The sequence below is a fragment of the Dickeya dadantii NCPPB 898 genome, from assembly GCF_000406145.1.
Classification (GTDB): Bacteria; Pseudomonadota; Gammaproteobacteria; order Enterobacterales; family Enterobacteriaceae; genus Dickeya; species Dickeya dadantii.
On record NZ_CM001976.1, the window covers coordinates 2,754,731 to 2,773,314 of the forward strand.

An 18,584-nucleotide genomic window follows, 5' to 3' on the forward strand; every position below is an offset into this window, starting at 1 on the left:
AACGCGCCTATGATGCATTCATCCGGCGGCGGTTGCCGCCCTTGGCACACTTAACAAGGAATTGGTAATGAGCAAAGTACTCGTCCTGAAATCAAGTATTCTGGCTGACTTTTCCCAGTCTAACCAGTTGGCCGATCACTTTACCGCCTCCTGGCAGGCGGCCCACCCGGCCGACACCATCACCGTGCGCGACCTGGCGGCCAAGCCGGTACCGGTGCTGGATGGCGAGCTGGTTGGCGCGCTGCGTCCTTCCGACAAACCGTTGACGCCGCGTCAGCAGGACGCGCTGGCCCTGTCTGACGAGCTGATTGCCGAACTGCAGGCTCATGATGTCATCGTGCTGGCCGCCCCAATGTACAACTTCAACATCCCGACCCAACTGAAGAACTATTTCGATTTCATCGCCCGCGCCGGCGTGACGTTCCGCTACACCGAGCAGGGTCCGGAAGGTCTGGTGAAAGGCAAACGCGCACTGGTGCTGACCAGCCGTGGCGGTATCCACAAAGACGCGCCGAGCGATCTGCTGACACCGTACCTGCGTCTGTTCCTGGGTTTCATCGGTATCAGCGACGTGGAATTCGTGTTTGCGGAAGGTTTCGGTTACGGCCCGGATATGGCGCAGAAAGCACTGCTGGGTGCTAAAGAAGAGCTGTCCCAGTTGGCGTCTGCGTAACGACTACGATTTAACTCCCCTCATACTCGCCGCCGTGTTGCCTTGACAGCAACGTTGCTCTGATAACGACGTTGATCTGACAACAACGTTGATCTGACCAACAGATACCTTGTCACCGCACACGGCGGATTTTAGTCTTCCTGTTTTTTACCTTGCGGTCTGTCTTTTTCTTGCGTGTCGCTCGGCGCGCTTTTCTTTATTTGATCGCCCACGCGGTTATCTGACTTTTCCAGCAGTTGCACCGTCTCTTTATCCGTACGGATGTGGATGTCGTGCTCAATGTGCACATTCATGTTGATGGTGATCGGTTCTTTCGGTGCCGCCACCTCAATGCGCGGGGTGCAACCGGTCAGCAACACGGCAGCCATTGCGACACAGGCAGTTTTCATCTCATCCTCTTTCTTCATAGTGAGTTACTCCGCGGCCTGCTGTTCCAGCGATGCCTTCAGGTTATCGCCAAAGCGCAGGCTGTGCCACAGCTGGAAAATGTTCTCCTGCTGGCGGTAATTCAGCACAATGTCGCGCCGTGACTGGTCATCCATCACGCTGTGACCGGTGATGCGCGACACCAGCGACAACTCGCCGCGCTGGCTGAGATTCAGCGTGACCCAGGATCGCCCAATCTCCATATAGCGCAGCCAGGCCACCGCCGCGGCGTTGGCGACGCTGTTCTGCGCCAGTTGGTCGGCCAGTTGCGGGTCCAGCTGTACGGTCAGCGGTGTGTCATTAGTCAGTTTGCCGTCCTGCACCAGCATCGAAGGATGACTGAAATTCAGCGGCAACACCCCGCTAACCCGGCCGGACATCGCCAGTTTTTTCGCCTTTAAGCCAGCGACCAGCTCGCCGAGATCGATACCCTGCAGCCGTAATACCGCAGCGTCATGAGCGGGTAGACGCAACGGCGACAACGACAGGTGGCCGTCCAGCACGTCAAGATCCAACTGCGCCAGCGTCAACGGGTGACGCTCGCTGTAGGGATAGGCGCCATACACCTGCACGTCGATATTCCGTATCGGGAACAAGCTATCCAGCCGGTTGACGCGCAATGTCACCGGCTGGGAAATCCCCAGTTGCCAGCGGTGGTTTTCAAACCGGTACGGCAGCACAAAATTGACCCCGCTGAGCTCGCCATCCTCCAGCCAGGCGCCGCCGTTTTTCACCACCCAATGGCCACCGGCGCGGAATCCCTGGCCGCGAGCGGCGGAAAATGCGGTTTGCGCGTAAAACTGACCGGTGCGAATCGCCAGTTGCCAGGCTGGCGGCAGCAACGACTGGAACACCCGTAATGGCTGAGGCGACCACCAGCCGTTGCCGCGCAGGCGCTTCCCGTCCCAACGGCCGTTGAGCTGGATCGGACCGACTGGATCCGCCTGCAACTGCCCGCGCCACAGGAAGTCGTGCGGATTGCGCCCACGAATATCCACCGTCAGTTCGGTGGCGGGCAACATGCCGGCACCCTGCAAATTCACCTGTTTCGCCGCCAGTCTTAATGCGCCGCGTAGCGAAGCCGCCGCCGGGTCACGTCGCCAGCGCAGCGGTTCGGTCAGCGTCAGCCGCGGCTGATCAACCGTCACCACGCCGTAACGCAGCTGGTTCAGGCCGCTGGATAAGGACTCGACCTCAATCAGGTCATCCTGCCAGCGGCCATGCCCGGCGATATCCCAGCTCCCCTGCAACGGCGGCAGATGCCCTTCCCCCCAGTAACGCCAGCGCCAGTCGCCGCTATCGGGCCAGAACTGTTGCGCTTTGCCATCCAGATGCAGCCGGAAACGCCCCCAATAGCTATCGCGCACTTTCACAATCGCCTGCAACCGGCCACTGACGCCCCGTCGGGTGACCTGGATGCCGGCCAGCGGCCAGCGCGCCTCTTCCAGCGTCACCGTCGGGCGCGGCGCGCCCCAGGCCCGTAATAGCGAGCCGGGCAACAGCACCACGGTGGGATCCAGCACGGCGCCTTTCACCGTTCCCGGCAACGACGCGAAAATCGACAGATCGGGAAGATTCGCCTGCCCGGTAAGCTGAAAACGGATATCGCTGTCGGTCAGCCCCAACTGACCAGGCCCCAACGACAACACCGCGTTGGCGCGACCGTTATGCCCTTGCGTCAGAACATTAAGCCGCGCTTCCAGTCGCAGCGGATCGTGCAAACTCAACACGTCATACAGCGTCAACGCTATGCCGCCTGTCAGCGGCTGGCTGGCGTACGGCCAGCGCCAGCGGCCATCGTAGATGCGCAGGTTGCCGTCGCTCACCTGCCACGGCAACGTCAGCAAAGGCTCCGCCATCGACGCCACGCCGACCGTCAGTTCGCCCTGATTACCATGCCAGCGCAGTGTGGCGCTGGCCGGCTCCGGTAACCACAACGGCAACTGCTGCCCCTGCACTTCGCCCTGCTCCGGCAGTTGGTTGAGCGCCGGCGCCAGTTGCATCGCGCCGTTGATCTGCAATGGCGGATGCGCCGTCGTGGCGCGCATCTGACCTTGTTGCAGCGTCAGCGCGGCACCGTGCAGTTCCGCCTGCACCTGTAGCTGATCGCTCTGAATTCGGAGTTGCTGACGCGACGCGTCGGTAGAGAGTTGCAGGCTGCCGACCTGCGTCAGCCAGGGTGTAATCGCAACGCGATGTAGCATCAGCTCGGCTTGCGGCAACCACTGTTGCCACTGCGCCAGCAACGGCACCGTCATATTGGAAGAAACCGGCCACTGCCGCAGGCAAGCCGCATCCAGCGTCAGCGACTCCGCCTCCAGTTGCCAGCGTCCTTCCCGATAGCGAACCAGCAGGCCCGACAGCGTGGCCGGCTGGCACTGCGCCAGACGCAGTTGCACATCCGGCAGCCAGAATCCGCCTTGCCGCCAGCCCGGCGATGCCTGCATCACGAGGCTGACCCCGACGGGCAAATAGGGCCGCAGCAACACCGGCAGCCAGCGCGGCATGGTCCAGCAGGCGGTCGCCACCCCCAGCGCCAGCACGAACACCAGCGCTGCCAGCCAGCCTGCATAGCGCATTAACTTCAGCATGGTTTATGTTTCAGGGTTATTCCGGTGGTCATTATTTGTCATTCAGTGCGAATCGTTACGGTTTATGAACCAAAAGTCACCATTCAGTTCACATTCCCCCGCAAAATCCATACATGCCAATTACCTGATCGTGATAAAATTTTTACATAAGCGCAATATCTGACTACACCACGCGCCGGTGACAGGCTCGCTGACGCCGTGGCGCGAGCGTCAATCCTGCCCGGATTATACATTCATCAATATTGTTGCTTATTCAAACAATACGGACCTGCTCTACCCTTCAATATCGCAAAAAGGGATGCTCCATGCGTAAAAATTATCCAGTCAGTCAACGTCAGTATCCGCTGGATGCCAGGATCAAACTGATGTCGGTGACCACACCTGATAGCCACATTACCTACGCCAACGCCGATTTCATCAAAGTCAGCGGCTACGAGCCGGAAGAACTGATGAATCAGCCGCATAATATTATCCGCCATCCTGATATGCCACCTTCCGCCTTCGCGGATATGTGGAATACCCTAAAAGCCGGAAAAATCTGGACCGGTGTGGTCAAGAACCGCCGCAAGAACGGCGATCACTACTGGGTACGCTCCAGCACCACCCCCCTGAAGCGGGACGGCAAGCTGATGGGCTACATGTCGGTACGCACCGCGGCGACGGCGGAGGAGATCAGCCAGGCCGAAGCGCTCTACGCCCAGGTGAATCAGGGCATATTGAAAAACCGCGCCTTCCACCACGGCCTGCTGGTTTACACCGGCCCGCTGAAATGGCTGAGCCTGTTCAAAACCATGCCGCTGCGCTGGCGCATCCGCAGCTACTTTGGGCTGCTGGGGTTGCTGCCGCTGGCCGTCGCGTTCGCCTTGTTGCCTAAAACGGCGCTGGTCTGGGGGCTGTTTGCGGCACTGATCGCCTTCGCCTGCCTGTTTTGCGAACTGCTGGTGCAACACGTCGCCAGGCCGGTGGAACAGATTCTCGAACAGGCGATGCGATCGGCGGCCGGTCAGGCCAATAGCCTGACGCAACTCAATCGCGCCGACGAAATCGGTATGCTGATGCGCGCCGTCAATCAATCCGGCATGAACTTCCGCACCTTTGTCGATGACGTCAACAGCAACCTACAGGAGCTGAAAACCGCCTGTAGTGAAATCGCGCAGGGCAACCACATTCTGGCGGAGTGTTGCGAGAAGACCGAAGAGAGCCTGCAGCAAACCGCCGCGTCGGTGGAACAACTGACCGCCACCATCAAGAGTAACGCCGACGCCTCGCTGCGCGCATCGCAATACGCGGAAGACGTCAATCAGGTGGTTAATGTGGGCGAGCAGGCCGTCTCGGAGGTCGCCAATACCATGGAAGCGATCACCGGCGCCAGCGAACGTATCACCGACATCATCGGCGTACTGGATAACCTGGCGTTCCAGACCAATATTCTGGCGGTCAACGCCGCAGTGGAAGCCGCCCATGCCGGGGAACAGGGCAAAAGCTTCGCGGTGGTGGCCAGCGAAGTACGCTCGCTGGCGCAGCGCAGCGCCGCTTCCGCCAAAGACATCGCCGCGCTCATCGACAACACCTTGTCCAGCATCCGCGCCGGCGACCAGCAGGTTGCGCATACCAACCGCTCGATGAACAACATTCTGGTCAAAGTGCAGGACGTCACCCATCTGATGAACGATATCAGCCTGGCGACCAAGGAGCAGTCGCAGGGATTGCAGCAGATCAACGACGCGGTCAACCGTATTGATGAACTGACCCATCAGAATACGGCGCTGGCCAGCCAGTCCAACTCCGCTACCGGCCACCTGCAACAGCAGATCGCCAGCATGGCGCAGGCGGTGTCCGTATTCGGCGCGTCAAAATAAGCGACGCCATCGATTCAGGAGGGGCTCGCCCCTCCTTTATTTCTCCCGCATCACCTCTCCCGCCGGTTCACCGTCAAGACCTTTTCAGGCTGTTATCATAACAAGGGCAACAGTTTGTCTGTTCATGGTTTTCTGCTAGCTTACTCTGGCTGCCTCCGTCACCACGTATGACGGCGCGGCTGACAATACCCTGTGGAGAAACAATCATGAAGCTGGCGATTTACAGTACCAAACAGTATGACCGCAAATACCTTGAGCAGGTGAATCAGCAGTTTGGGTATGAGCTGGAGTTTTTCGATTTCATGCTCAGCCCGCGCACCGTCAAAATGGCTGCCGGCTGCGATGCTGTCTGCATCTTTGTCAACGACGAAGCCGGTCGCGAGGTGCTGACGGAGCTGGCGAACACCGGCATCAACATACTGGCACTGCGCTGCGCCGGTTTTAACAACGTCGATCTGGACGCCGCCCGCGAACTGGGGATCCAGGTGGTGCGCGTGCCGGCCTACTCGCCGGAAGCGGTGGCGGAACACGCGGTAGGGATGATGATGAGCCTGAACCGCCGCATTCACCGCGCCTATCAACGCACCCGCGACGCCAATTTCTCGCTGGAAGGACTGATTGGCTTCAACATGTATCAGCGCACCGCCGGGGTGATAGGCACCGGCAAAATCGGTATCGCCACCCTGCGCATCCTCAAAGGATTCGGCATGACGCTGTTGGCGCACGACCCTTACCCGAATCCGCAGGCGCTGGAACTGGGCGCGGAGTATGTCGATCTCGATACCCTGTACGCCAGGTCGGACGTGATTTCGCTGCACTGCCCGCTGACGCAGGAGAATCACCACCTGCTCGACCGCGACGCGTTTTCGCGCATGAAAAACGGGGTGATGATCATCAATACCAGCCGCGGAGGGCTGATTGACTCTCAGGCGGCGATCGACGCGCTGAAACAGCAAAAAATCGGTTCATTGGGCATGGATGTTTATGAAAACGAACGCGATCTGTTCTTTAGCGACAAATCCAACGACGTGATTCAGGACGATGTGTTCCGCCGGCTTTCCGCCTGTCATAACGTGCTGTTTACCGGCCATCAGGCCTTTTTGACGGAAGAAGCGCTGACCAGCATCTCCGAAACCACGCTGCACAATATTAAACAGCTTCGCGAAGGCACGCCCTGCGCTAATCTGGTCAATCCCTGATCGTTCTGCCGGTGGCGCCATGCCGCCGGTTACCAGCTAACCCGGCTTAACCCGCCGGGCAGCTGCCGCTCATCAGCGCCGCTTCGGAGCAACGCTTGCCATTAGCCAGCAAACAGGTGCCGATGCTCGCCCCGCTCAGTTGACGCGAAACCCCCATGCGCCCACCCGCCAGCGTACAGTTCACCTCCGCCGGCGTGCCCTGCCCTTGCCACGTCGCGCGCTGCGGCGCTACCGATTCCTGAACCTGCGCCGACTCCGTTTGTCCGCCACTGCAAGCCACCAGCATCAGGGTGGCGCCCACCACCAGCCATTGCGGCATAGTCATGTTCTTGTCGACTCCTGCGTCGTGATTATAAGAAACCATCAGCCAATTTTGCCGCCACGCGGCATAACTCGGCCTAATCCTATTTACCCTACTTCTTTACCCCACTTCTTTACCACATTTTTGCGGTGCGAGCAGCAACGGCTCACCACCGGTTTTCACCTCTCATGTTTTTACGCACGGTAAGTAACAAATACAATTGTTGTCAGGGAGATAAATTATATGTCCTTATTTTTCAGCCACTAAAGGCAGTGGGTCGTTGGTCGATTAATGGTTAGGCTGATAAGCAATCAGCGCCATCGCCAACGGGAGTAGATAATGGCACCTGCAAGAAAACGTTTTTTTGACATGAATGTCGCAACCAAGCTGTACCTGGGTTTTGCAATGATTTTGTTTTTAGTGGTGCTTTCCTCAGCGCTGAGTATCCACCGTTTTTCGACCATCAAGACCTACTACGGCAAAACCGACCTGATGCACACCGTCATCATGGATATTTTTCAGGTCAAAATCGCCAGAACAAAATATTTGGTCAGCAATGACAATGAGCCTTACGACACCATGCTCAGCTACAACAATGATCTGGCTAAAAATCTTGAACAAGGCAGCCAGCTCTATACCGAAAGCGAATTCAGGGATCCGCTGGCCCGCATGCAGAAGCACCAGGCCGCACTACAGCAATCCATCAACGAAATGGCTCGTGCTAAGCAGGCGTTTATCGACGCCAGCGCCCGGTTTAGCCGCCTTTCGGTCGACGGCGCTATCTCCCGCTTTCGTAGCAGCCTGGCGGCCACTGCGTTTACATCCGACAGCGACCGGGAAAAAGCGACCGCGTTAACCCTGGCGCTGGCGTCTTACAAAGCGACCGCCGACGCCGTGGTGATTGAACGCACTCCCGCCGCACTTAGCACCCTGCAAAGCCGCTTCAGCGATATTGAGAGAAGTTACCGCGACCTGTCCGCCCTGCTCCCGGCCGATCAGAAAACAGCACTGGATGAATTCTGGGCAAGCATCGTCAACCTGAAAACCGGCGCGGAAGGCTACCTGAACGCTTACAAGGCGTTATCGAGCGCAGAAGCGGCGGTGAAAACCGACGGCGATAACGTCAGCGATATCGCCAAAGAGGTCATCCGTCGTCTGAGCGAAATCAACACCACGCTCACCAACAACGCCATCACCGGCGCCACCGCGTTCGCCTTGCTGGCGCTGGTGTTCGGCCTGCTGGTATCACGCTATATCACCCGCCAGATTACCACCCCGGTGTCCCACAACCTGGCGCTGGCGGAACGTATCGCCAGCGGTGACCTGACCGCCAGCATCGAAACCAACCGTCACGATGAACTGGGCCAGTTGACCGCCGCCATGGCGGGCATGAATGAACGGTTACGCCAGATGATCGGCAATATCCGCGACAGCGTTGGCAGCGTGGCGGCATCCGCGGCGCAAATCGCCCACGGCAACCATGAACTGTCGTCGCGCACCGAGCAGCAGTCCGCCGCCGTCGTTCAGACCGCCGCCAGCATGGAACAGCTGACCTCAACGGTGAAAAACAACGCCGACAACGCCCGCCATGCCAGTCAGATCGCGGCGGAGGCATCCAGAGACGCACACACGGGCGGCGGCGTGGTGCAAAACGTGGTCAATACCATGAATGACATCGCCGTCAGTTCGAAAAAAATCTCCGATATCACCGACGTGATCAACAGCATCGCCTTTCAAACCAACATTCTGGCACTTAACGCCGCAGTGGAAGCGGCACGCGCCGGCGAACAAGGGCGTGGTTTCGCGGTGGTGGCCGGAGAGGTACGTAATCTGGCGCAGCGCAGCGCTCAGGCCGCCCGTGAAATCGCCAGCCTGATCGCCGAGTCCGTTACCCGCATTAATGCCGGCTCCGTACTGGCGGCGGAAGCCGGCGACGCCATGCAGAAAATCCTGCTCTCGGTTTCTCGCGTCAACGACATCATCGGTGAAATCGCCTCGGCGTCCGATGAACAGCGTCGCGGCATCGAGCAGATCGCCAGCGCGGTCGGCGAACTGGATTCCACCACCCAGCAAAACGCGTCGCTGGTGACGGCATCCGCCTCGTCCGCCAGTTCGCTGGAAGAACAATCGATACAACTGGAAACGCTGGTAAGTCATTTCCGGCTGGCGCAGGATAATCAGCCGTTGCTGTCCCGGCACGCGGCGCTGCCCGCCAACCGTCCCCCCGTTCCCGCGTTGAGCCAGGCCAGGCTAACCCTCGACGGTAAAAACCGCCAGAGCCAGCAGGATTGGGAAAGTTTCTGATAACCCGCGATTAAAAGAAAACCGGCAAGGATGCCGGTTTAATGATGGGAATCATCGTCAATCGCTACAGTCTTTATACGTTGCCACAATTGTTCGGTTAGCGATCCTCGATCGAATGCGTCTCGACTTTCTCCGTCAGCGACACTTCAACCTTAATATCATCCGTCAGGGTCAGCATCGCCTTCTTATCCGGGCCTACCACCGCAGTACGCTGCGGAATGATGAACTGGCGCACGCTCTCGCCCTCAATCATATCTTTGCCGTTTGCAACGCCGTGCCGCGCCGACAGCAGGTAATTCACCATGCCGTTATAGGTAATCTGATAATCACTGCCGGACGACTCAACCCGGTAATTTAAGGTGATCTTGGGCAGCGCCGCTTTATAGGTGCCGCGAATCTCATCCCAGCGCGCCGGGTTACCCGTCAGATAGACGGAATCCACCCAGTTGGTATTGTTCTGCAGCACATGGGCGGTGGTGTAGGAAAAGTAATAAGGCGAGACAAACGTACTGTTCAGGCTCGTTGTTTTGGTGCTGAACACAGAACATCCTGACAGCATCGCCGTGGCCGCCACGGCCAGGAACAGTTTCTTCATCGGTATTTTTCTCTTTTTGCCAACAGTTTCACCCCAAACAGGGGCCGGGCCAGTTTTCCTGTCATGACCTGCCGGACAGCGCACACGCAGGCAACGGATTGCGCCCACAGAATAGCAGTGATCCTGCGGGTTGATGGAGTGAAAAAGGGGCAAGTGGAGGGATATTTATCCGCATCGACCACCACCGGCCGGTGCCTGAAATCCATCAGCCTGTTTGCTGAGCCATCACCCAACACGCCTGAATAGTTTAATCAGCCACGCACGATAATATAACGCCATCGTTCTTCTGCATGACGCTGAAATATACCCGACTTCAGTTCGTAATAACGCTGAAGCGGCCTCCCATTCATCCCGTTGGCGTTAATTTTCATGATTGACGTCAACTAATATTGTTATTAAACGCCTATGAAAAAAAATAACACCACCCGGAAACAACTCGTCGTCGTGATAAAAAAAACACGCTCTTTTGCGAAGAAAACAGAAATAACGACCCAATCCCGTCAAAATACCACAGCCGCCAACAACACGGCAGCGAATTACCCCAACGCCCCGTCGTCAGCCGGGTTGGATAATATCCGTTTTTCCGCACCGGAACCCGGCCAGTCCGGCGCGCCTGCGACTGCCGCCAGCCAGCCGACGCCACCGGCCGCACCGCCGGTGACAACCGTTCCGCCACTGCCAAAATTTAACCCGCCGCGCGCTGAAACGACCACACCGCCGTCCGCGCCGCCGGCACAACCATCAACATCCAGCGCGCCGCAACCCAGCCTGCCGTCTCCGGCACCGGCACCAGTTGCCGCCGCTCCCGCAGCGGAACCCCCGGCAACCCAGGAACCGGCCACGCCGCCGTTTGCACCTGACTATGCAGCAGTTGGAAATCAGCTAAGCAAGCTGATGTCCGGCATGGCGGCGCCGCTGTCGCGGCTGGCGGGAAGCTTTCAGAGTTTTGCTCATGCCACAAATCAAGCACTACTGAATCCAGCCCAATCTGTTGCGCCTAAAACAGAACCTAAACCTGTTACACCTACGCCCACCCCAGCAAAACCTATATCGTTACCAACCGCACCCGCCCAGAAAATCAGTGTGCCGGTTCCAGCAGGTAAAACAGGGACAGTTCAGCGAGCTCTCGCAACAGGTGCTGCGTATAAACAAGGTGATATTGCCGGTTTAGACGATGCCCACACCCGAGCATTGGTGGCCTCTACCGCAGCCACAGAAAGTGCTGGTGGTAAATTAGATATACGCAACTCCGCCGGATATCTCGGTCGTTATCAGGCTGGTGCGAGTTGGCTAGCTGACGCCGGGTTGATTGCAGGCGGTGCAAATGCCGTTATCGCCGCCATGAAAGCGGACGGATTCACCAATGAGTATAAATGGGGAAAATCCGGCGGTATGACTCGCTTTCTGAAGAATAAAAATAACTGGAAGAATGGACTGGACTATGACAAATACCTATCCAGTGCCGAAGTACAGGATACCGCATTTAAGACCAACTCAGACAAAGCATATAAACAATTGCTTAAAGAAGGAACTATTAAGCCGAATATGAGCCAGGACGAAATCGCTGGCATTCTCAAAGCACGGCATATTGGAGGAATTGGCGGAGCCAGAAAAGCAGCTAAGGGTATCGAAGGAGCCAAAGATGCTAATGGTACTTCAGCACTGAAGTATAAGAATGATTTAGCAGCTGGTAATGTGTTTATTGAGAGCTACCAGTCAGAAACACCAATAAAAAAAGATAACATCAACTCACTTTCAAATAAAGACACCATTCCACAAAAAGAGTTTAAACAAAAAAAATACAATTACACACTAGATGATGCTTTTGAAAAACAAATAGCCGTCAGCAAGGAAGAAAAATTTAAACTTACCATAGGGAATAAAAAAATTGCCACTAGAGATGAGGTAAGAGATTATATGAACCCACAAAAAAACATGGGTAATGATGAAATATATCAATTTCTGGATTTATCTGCACCAGCGGGTTTATCTGAAAGTGCCATAGAGAAGACCCTAGAGGGACAAGGGGTATTATCAGGAAAAGCAGCAATATTTATTAAAGCTGCCAAGAAATATGGAATAAATGAAGCATATCTTGTCGCTCATGCAATATTAGAATCAGGACATGGCAATTCAGCTTTTGCCAAAGGACTTCACTCATACAATGGCAGAAAAATTTACAACATGTTCGGAATAAATGTTGATACTAATAAACCGGAGAATGGCATAAAACGTGCTTATGATCAAGGATGGTTTTCAGTAGATGAAGCAATTGATGGTGGTGCAAGATGGATTGCTAACTCTTACATTCACAATAAAAGCGAACAAAACACTCTATATAAAATGAGATGGAACCCCTCCAACCCAGCAACTCACCAATATGCAACAGATATAAAATGGGCAAAATCACAAGCTGGAAAGATAAGGGAATTAATAGAGAAAATCCCTGGCGCAAAATTAAAATTTGAAATACCAGAATATAAGAAATAGGGGGTAATTATTGTTCCAGCCTATGTACCCAGATAATCTGGATTGCAAGAAGGCAATAACATAGCTAATCCCCGTGGGCTCACTCAAGTAAGTAATCGGGGTACGCAAGGAAAACCGACAGATCTAAAAATTAAAATATGAAGTATATAATTAACAAGCAAACCACCATCAATATAAAATTTACACCTTTTTAAAAACAGTTAATCATCCTCGTTTTGGCGAGGATTTTTTATGAAGAAAAAATTTCACTATTACTACTTTTATTTCCACTGACGGAAATGACATCCGCCACTAATACAAATCACGCCGATATCTATCAGCAGTATTATGCCAAAATGGCAGGTAATATTTGTAACAACCTTACTAACAAAGACAGCGAGATGGGAATCTATCAGTGTGCGACATTAATGAAAAAAGATGCCGACGCAAAACTCACCACACGTACCAACGAGATTAATCAGGTACTCAGTAGGTTAAGCGATGATGATGAACATAAAGAGTTGATAAAATACTTCAAGGAAGATCAGTTGCAATGGGAGCGTCACCGTAATAAGCGTTGCAAATTGCGGGTGACAAATTTAGAACAAGACTCTCCGCAATATATATCTGAAACATTCTTGTGTCAGGCAGTAGATGCCGTTTTCGTGGCCTACATGTCATTCCAGAAAGCAGAGTATACTATGAATGGCTGGCTACCTGTGAGGCGGCAGAAAACTATCGTCGGATAGAAACGCTAAACAGCGAGCCTGGAATGCCGTAAGCCATTTTTGTCACCCTCGTGTTTATGTGCCGCCAGACTCCCCTGACACGCACTTAATGGTACACTTAGCCCCCAGCAACGCTGGACCACCGGCCCCATGAACACGAGTTACCGTTAAATGTCAGAAAATCAATCTGTTACACCCAAAGAGCAGTACAACCTTAACAAACTTCAAAAACGCCTGCGCCGACACGTGGGCGAAGCGATCGTCGATTTCAATATGATCGAAGACGGCGATCGGATCATGGTGTGTCTGTCCGGTGGCAAAGACAGCTACACCATGCTGGAGATTCTGCGCAATCTGCAGCAAAGCGCGCCGGTGAATTTCTCGCTGGTGGCGGTGAATCTTGACCAAAAACAGCCGGGGTTCCCGGAACATGTGCTGCCGCAGTATCTGGACAGCATTGGCGTTGAATACAAGATTGTGGAAGAGAATACCTACGGCATCGTTAAAGAGAAGATTCCGGAAGGTAAGACTACTTGCTCGCTGTGCTCGCGTCTGCGCCGCGGCATTCTGTACCGTACCGCCACCGAGCTGGGTGCGACTAAAATTGCGCTCGGCCATCACCGTGACGATATCCTGCAAACGCTATTTCTGAACATGTTCTACGGCGGCAAACTGAAAGGCATGCCGCCGAAACTGGTGAGCGACGACGGCAAGCATGTGGTGATCCGCCCGCTGGCATACTGCCGTGAAAAAGACATTGAACGTTTTGCCGAGGCGCGCCAGTTCCCGATCATCCCGTGTAATCTGTGCGGTTCGCAGCCCAACCTGCAACGTCAGGTGATCAAGGACATGCTGCGCGACTGGGACAAACGCTACCCCGGCCGCATCGAAACCATGTTCAGCGCCATGCAGAATGCGGTGCCGTCGCATCTGTGCGACACCAATCTGTTCGATTTCAAATCGATTCGTCAGGGCAGCGAGGTGGTGGACGGCGGCGATCTGGCGTTCGACCGCGAAGAGATGCCATTACAGCCAGCAGGCTGGCAGCCGGATGAAGATGAAGAAGACAACGCTCGCCCGCTGGAGCGACTGAACGTACTGGAAATCCGTTAATTGATCGGCGGTCGAACGGCCGCCAACGTTCTCTCTTTCCGTATGCTGCCTTTCCTGATAAAAACGGGTGTTCAGACCAGACACCCGCATCCACAGACACCCCACCGGCACAGGTTTAAGCATGTCGCGTACTGAATCGCGGGCAAAAAAAAGCCGACAAAACGTCGGCATGGTGTGAATTAATTGTGCTATGCAGTAATTCAAAAAAGGAAGTAAGACAATATGGAGCGCAACGCCCATCGCTTGACGTTGCATTCACCTGCGAGAAGGATAGTGCCGCAGACGTAGACCAAAAATGTTGATATTGCTCAATATTGACCATGGTTTTTATCATCGCCGCCGGTTGTGTGATATCCCACGCAATAATTCCGCCATGACACTCACAACCATTTACTACGCTTTAACCACCAGGCAACGCCGCTGACCAACAACACCAACAACAGGCAGAACACGCCGAATCCGATACCGCTGTTAGCACCTGGAATCCCGCCCAAATTAACGCCAAACAACCCGGTCAGAAACGTAGTCGGCAGGAAAACCATCGCCAGCAACGACATGGTATACGTACGCCGGTTCATGGCGTCGGTCATCAGCGTGGTGATTTCATCGGCAATCACTGTCGTTCGGGCGATGCTGGCGTCCAGATCTTCCAGACCCCGGCCGAGGCGCTCGGCAATTTCCTGCATGCGGCGGCGGTCGTCATCCTGCATCCAGCCAAACTTCTCGCCGGACAAGCGCGAGAAAATATCGCGCTGCGGCGTCATGTAGCGGCGTAACACAATCAGCTGCTTGCGAATCAACGCCAGTTCGCCGCGCGGCGGAATGCGCTGTTCCAGCAACGCATCTTCCAGATCGATGATTTTCTCGTGCAGCTCATCAATAAACTCGCTGGTGTGATCGGTTAACGCCTCGGCGATAGACACCATCCAGTCTCCGCTGTTGGCAGGACCGTTACCCTCTTTCAGATCGCTCATTACCTCATCGATCGCCGCTACTTTACGCCGCCGGGTGGAGACAATCAGGCGATCGGTGATGAAGACCCGGATCGCCACCAGCTCATCCGGCCGGGCATCAGGGTTATAATTGATGCTGCGCAGGGTCACCAGCGTGCCTTCACCAAGCCGTACGACGCGAGGACGGGCGCTTTCCCCCGCCAGCGCGTTACGTACGCTGTCCGGCAGCAGCGTGGTTTCATGCAGCCAGCGCACGCTGGCTGGTTGCGTCGAGTCAAGGTGCAGCCAGGCAGGCAGAAACGCCTCCTCGCCCAGACCACTCTCCGCCAGCGGCAGAATGCCTCCCCTGCCGTCCAGTTGACAGGTAAAGACGGCGCCGGTGTGCCGGATAGCTTTACTTTCAGTCACTTCCACACGTTATCTCCCACTATGCACACGGTTTCCATCTTACTGTCTGCATCAATGACTGCAATCAGAAAGAGTGCATCCTCCGCCGCAGGCGCCGAGCCAGGGCGGAGTCGCGTGCACCACATGACGCAATGACGCTCCGTCAGTCAGTGTTTCAGAATCCAGTCAGTGTTTCAGAATATAGAGCGTCTGACTGTAGGCGACATCCTCAGGGTTGGCGATGGGATACCCTTTCACCCAAGGCTTGATCAACCGGCCGTTGGTGTACTGGTAAATCGGCGCGATCGGCGCCTGCTCCGCCAGGATCTGCTCGGCGCGGTTGTAATCCTCGTTCAGCACCTTACGGTCGGTCTGCCCGGCGGTATCCGCCATCAATCGATCGTAATCGGCGTTGTTGAAACGGGCGATATTGCCGCTGTGACTGGCGGTCAGCAGCGACAGGAAGGTGGACGGCTCGTTGTAATCGCCGACCCAGGAAGCGCGTATGACATCAAAATTACCCGTATTGCGGCTGTCGATGTACGTTTTCCATTCCTGATTCACCAGTTTCACGTCTACGCCGAGTTTGGTTTTCCACATCGACGCGACGGCGATGGCAATTTTTTGATGCACTTCCTGCGTGTTGTACAGCAGGGTCAGTTTCAGCGGTTTAGACGGACCATAGCCGGCCGCCGTCATTAGCGCCTTGGCCTGCATATCCAGTTCGGCCTGCGAGTACTGCTGCAATTGTCCCGGCTGCGGCGTGAACCCGGCGGTAACATCCGGCGTAAGGCGATACGCCGGTTTCTCGCCGGTTCCCAACACTTTCCCGGCGATAATCTTACGGTCGATGGCATAAGACAGCGCCTTGCGCACCCGCGCGTCGTTGGTCGGCGCTCGCTGCGTGTTGAACGCATAGTAATAGGTGCCGAGTTGGTCCGGGGTAAAGACCTGCCCCGGCAAGTCCTTCAGCAGCTTCTGATACTGGTTCTTGGGAAACGACTCGGTGATGTCGATATCGTCGGCCTGATAGCGCTTGGTGGCGTTGGATTCCTGATTGATCGGCACAAAGGTGACCTGCGTCAGCCGGGTATTGGCGTGATCCCAGTAATGGCTATTCGGCGTCAGCACCAGTTTTTCATTGACCACCCGATCTTTCAGTACGAAAGCGCCATTGCCCACCAGATTGCCCGGTTTGATCCACTCGTTGCCGTATTTTTCCACCGTAGCCTGATGCACCGGATAAAGACAGAAATTGGCCATCAGGCTGATGAAATAAGGCACCGGCTTGCTCAGTTGCACCTTTAACGTGTGATCGTCAACCGCCATGACGCCCAGTTTGTCGGCGGGCAGCTTGCCGGCCAGGATATCATCCGCATTGACGATCCCCGTCAGCCGGATAAACCAGCTAAACGGCGACGTATTTTGCGGCGTCGCCAGTCGCCGCCAGCTGTAGACAAAGTCTCTGGCGGTGACCGGATCGCCGTTCGACCAGCGCGCGTCAGGGCGCAGAGTAAAAATAAAGGTGCGGTTATCGTTAGTCTGCCAGCGCTGAGCGACGCCGGGGATCGGATTACCCTGCGCGTCCTGATTCACCAGCCCTTCGAACAGGTCGCGAATCACCTGAATCTCCGGCAAACCAACCGCTTTAATCGGGTCCAGCGACGCCGGTTCATCCTTGATGTGGCGGACGATCTCCTGCCGGTCCGCCAGAACGGCGCCGGCAGGAACCTGCGCCGCGCCTGCCGGGTTCATCAGCGCTGTCATCAGGACGGCGGAAACCACGCCGACGGAAACTGCGGAATAACGAAAGTGCATGTTGTGTCCTTAACCAAAGAGGCCCTGTCTTCGCCAGCCCGCCGTATCGTGCCGACGCCGCGGGAGGGATGCAGGAACAACCGGGAGTCATCTCTGCGCACGGAAGACGGCACGCGATCATCACCGGTCAAAAAAAGAAATTCGTCTATACCGTCATGTATCAAGACCGTCATGCATCAAGCGGCAGGCACGTGCGCTGCCCAGCAAGCACTCCAGAGCATTGAGGGTATATCTACTGAAAAAATCGTTATCAGGCTGGAAGTTATCATAGTCTCAAACCTGCTCTTCCAGCCAGCGGCGCGACGCCGGTTTGCGGAGCGTTCCGCGATTTCGGGCCGGCTCCCGCGACCAGCAGGGATTTTTTGTTATCATCAGGCAAAACACCGCTGACTATTGTTCAGGATGCCGCCATGACAGACACCGAGTTTCTTTATCGACCCCGTACCGAACGCGGGTTCTTTACTTCGCCGGGCCAGGAGTATGGCCGCTCCCGGCTGGGTGCGCCGCTGCTTTGGTTCCCGGCGGAAGTGGAAGGAAAACACAGCGGATTGATCCTCGCCGGCACGCACGGCGACGAAACCGCGTCGGTGGTGGCGCTCTCCTGCGCGTTGCGTACGCTAGCGCCGGGCAGCCGGGCTCACCATGTGGTACTGGCGGTCAATCCGGATGGCTGTCAGTTGGGCCTGCGCGCCAATGCCGGCGGCGTCGATCTCAACCGTAATTTCCCGGCGGCCAACTGGCAGCCGGATGGCACTGTCTACCGCTGGAGCGAAGACACGCCAGTGCGCGACGTACAGCTCTCCACCGGCGATCGCCCCGGCTCCGAGCCGGAAACGCAGGCATTGTGTCGCCTGATCGATCGGCTATCGCCGCCGTGGGTGGTGTCCTTTCATGAGCCGCTGGCCTGCATCGACGATCCCCATCGTTCCGAGCTGGGCGGCTGGCTGGCGCGTGAATTCGCGCTGCCGCTGGTCGACAGCGTGGGCTACCCAACGCCGGGATCGTTTGGCAGTTGGTGCGCCGAGCGCCGCCTGCATTGCATCACCGCCGAGTTGCCGGTGATTGCCGCCGACAGCGCCAATCACCGCTATCTGACCGCCCTGACCCGGTTGCTGTCCCATAATTTTTTATACCAATGTTGATCATGTTGCCCTACACTGATCGACAT

14 protein-coding genes are annotated in these 18,584 nt (G+C 55.9%); 8 read left to right on the forward strand and 6 right to left on the reverse strand.

What is annotated here, in order from left to right; genetic code table 11:
* The first annotated feature begins 67 nt into the window (after nucleotides 1-67).
* Complete coding sequence (locus DDA898_RS12575) at nucleotides 68-673, forward strand: FMN-dependent NADH-azoreductase (RefSeq protein WP_038901409.1); 606 nt, start codon at nucleotides 68-70, stop codon at nucleotides 671-673.
* Between the two features lie 131 nt (nucleotides 674-804).
* On the opposite strand, the gene DDA898_RS12580 is transcribed toward DDA898_RS12575, so the two are convergent.
* Nucleotides 805-1,062 carry a YnbE family lipoprotein gene (locus DDA898_RS12580; protein WP_107768467.1) on the reverse strand — a complete coding sequence of 86 codons (258 nt, stop codon included), beginning with the start codon at nucleotides 1,060-1,062 and terminating at the stop codon, nucleotides 805-807.
* 24 nt (nucleotides 1,063-1,086) lie between these two features.
* Entirely contained in the window at nucleotides 1,087-3,690 is a 2,604-nt protein-coding gene (locus DDA898_RS12585; protein WP_038911348.1) for a YdbH family protein, read from the reverse strand.
* 305 nt (nucleotides 3,691-3,995) lie between these two features.
* Between DDA898_RS12585 and DDA898_RS12590 the strand changes: the two genes are divergently transcribed.
* Complete coding sequence (locus DDA898_RS12590) at nucleotides 3,996-5,549, forward strand: methyl-accepting chemotaxis protein (RefSeq protein WP_038911349.1); 1,554 nt, start codon at nucleotides 3,996-3,998, stop codon at nucleotides 5,547-5,549.
* Between the two features lie 206 nt (nucleotides 5,550-5,755).
* Entirely contained in the window at nucleotides 5,756-6,748 is a 993-nt protein-coding gene (locus tag DDA898_RS12595; protein WP_038911350.1) for a 2-hydroxyacid dehydrogenase, read from the forward strand.
* Nucleotides 6,749-6,794: 46 nt separating this feature from the next.
* Here DDA898_RS12595 and DDA898_RS12600 read toward each other — a convergent pair whose 3' ends face one another.
* On the reverse strand, nucleotides 6,795-7,073 hold the full coding sequence (locus DDA898_RS12600; RefSeq protein ID WP_038911351.1) for a putative hemolysin: 279 nt from the start codon (nucleotides 7,071-7,073) through the stop codon (nucleotides 6,795-6,797).
* 315 nt (nucleotides 7,074-7,388) lie between these two features.
* Here DDA898_RS12600 and DDA898_RS12605 point away from each other — a divergent pair, with 315 nt between their 5' ends.
* Nucleotides 7,389-9,353: a methyl-accepting chemotaxis protein gene (locus DDA898_RS12605; protein ID WP_038911352.1), complete on the forward strand. Its 1,965-nt coding sequence runs from the start codon at nucleotides 7,389-7,391 to the stop codon at nucleotides 9,351-9,353.
* A gap of 97 nt (nucleotides 9,354-9,450) precedes the next feature.
* Here DDA898_RS12605 and DDA898_RS12610 read toward each other — a convergent pair whose 3' ends face one another.
* The gene (locus tag DDA898_RS12610; protein WP_013318265.1) at nucleotides 9,451-9,948 is read right to left on the reverse strand and encodes a hypothetical protein; all 498 of its coding nucleotides are present in this window, start codon (nucleotides 9,946-9,948) and stop codon (nucleotides 9,451-9,453) included.
* Nucleotides 9,949-10,353: 405 nt separating this feature from the next.
* Between DDA898_RS12610 and DDA898_RS22825 the strand changes: the two genes are divergently transcribed.
* The 3 genes from DDA898_RS22825 (at nucleotide 10,354) to ttcA (ending at nucleotide 14,258) form a co-directional block, all read left to right on the forward strand.
* Nucleotides 10,354-12,438, forward strand: a complete 2,085-nt coding sequence (locus DDA898_RS22825; protein WP_152490686.1) for an N-acetylglucosaminidase — start codon at nucleotides 10,354-10,356, stop codon at nucleotides 12,436-12,438.
* A gap of 278 nt (nucleotides 12,439-12,716) precedes the next feature.
* Nucleotides 12,717-13,166 carry a lysozyme inhibitor LprI family protein gene (locus DDA898_RS12630; RefSeq protein WP_038911354.1) on the forward strand — a complete coding sequence of 150 codons (450 nt, stop codon included), beginning with the start codon at nucleotides 12,717-12,719 and terminating at the stop codon, nucleotides 13,164-13,166.
* A 150-nt stretch (nucleotides 13,167-13,316) separates the two neighbouring features.
* Nucleotides 13,317-14,258 carry a tRNA 2-thiocytidine(32) synthetase TtcA gene (gene ttcA, locus DDA898_RS12635; RefSeq protein WP_038911355.1) on the forward strand — a complete coding sequence of 314 codons (942 nt, stop codon included), beginning with the start codon at nucleotides 13,317-13,319 and terminating at the stop codon, nucleotides 14,256-14,258.
* A 380-nt stretch (nucleotides 14,259-14,638) separates the two neighbouring features.
* Here ttcA and zntB read toward each other — a convergent pair whose 3' ends face one another.
* Together zntB and DDA898_RS12645 are read right to left on the reverse strand one after the other, a co-directional pair.
* Complete coding sequence (gene zntB, locus DDA898_RS12640) at nucleotides 14,639-15,625, reverse strand: zinc transporter ZntB (protein ID WP_038911356.1); 987 nt, start codon at nucleotides 15,623-15,625, stop codon at nucleotides 14,639-14,641.
* A 159-nt stretch (nucleotides 15,626-15,784) separates the two neighbouring features.
* Nucleotides 15,785-17,416, reverse strand: coding sequence for a peptide ABC transporter substrate-binding protein (locus DDA898_RS12645; RefSeq protein ID WP_038911357.1), 1,632 nt, complete (start codon nucleotides 17,414-17,416; stop codon nucleotides 15,785-15,787).
* A 410-nt stretch (nucleotides 17,417-17,826) separates the two neighbouring features.
* Between DDA898_RS12645 and mpaA the strand changes: the two genes are divergently transcribed.
* The gene (gene mpaA, locus DDA898_RS12650) at nucleotides 17,827-18,558 is read left to right on the forward strand and encodes a murein tripeptide amidase MpaA (protein ID WP_038911358.1); all 732 of its coding nucleotides are present in this window, start codon (nucleotides 17,827-17,829) and stop codon (nucleotides 18,556-18,558) included.
* The last annotated feature ends 26 nt before the right edge of the window (nucleotides 18,559-18,584 follow it).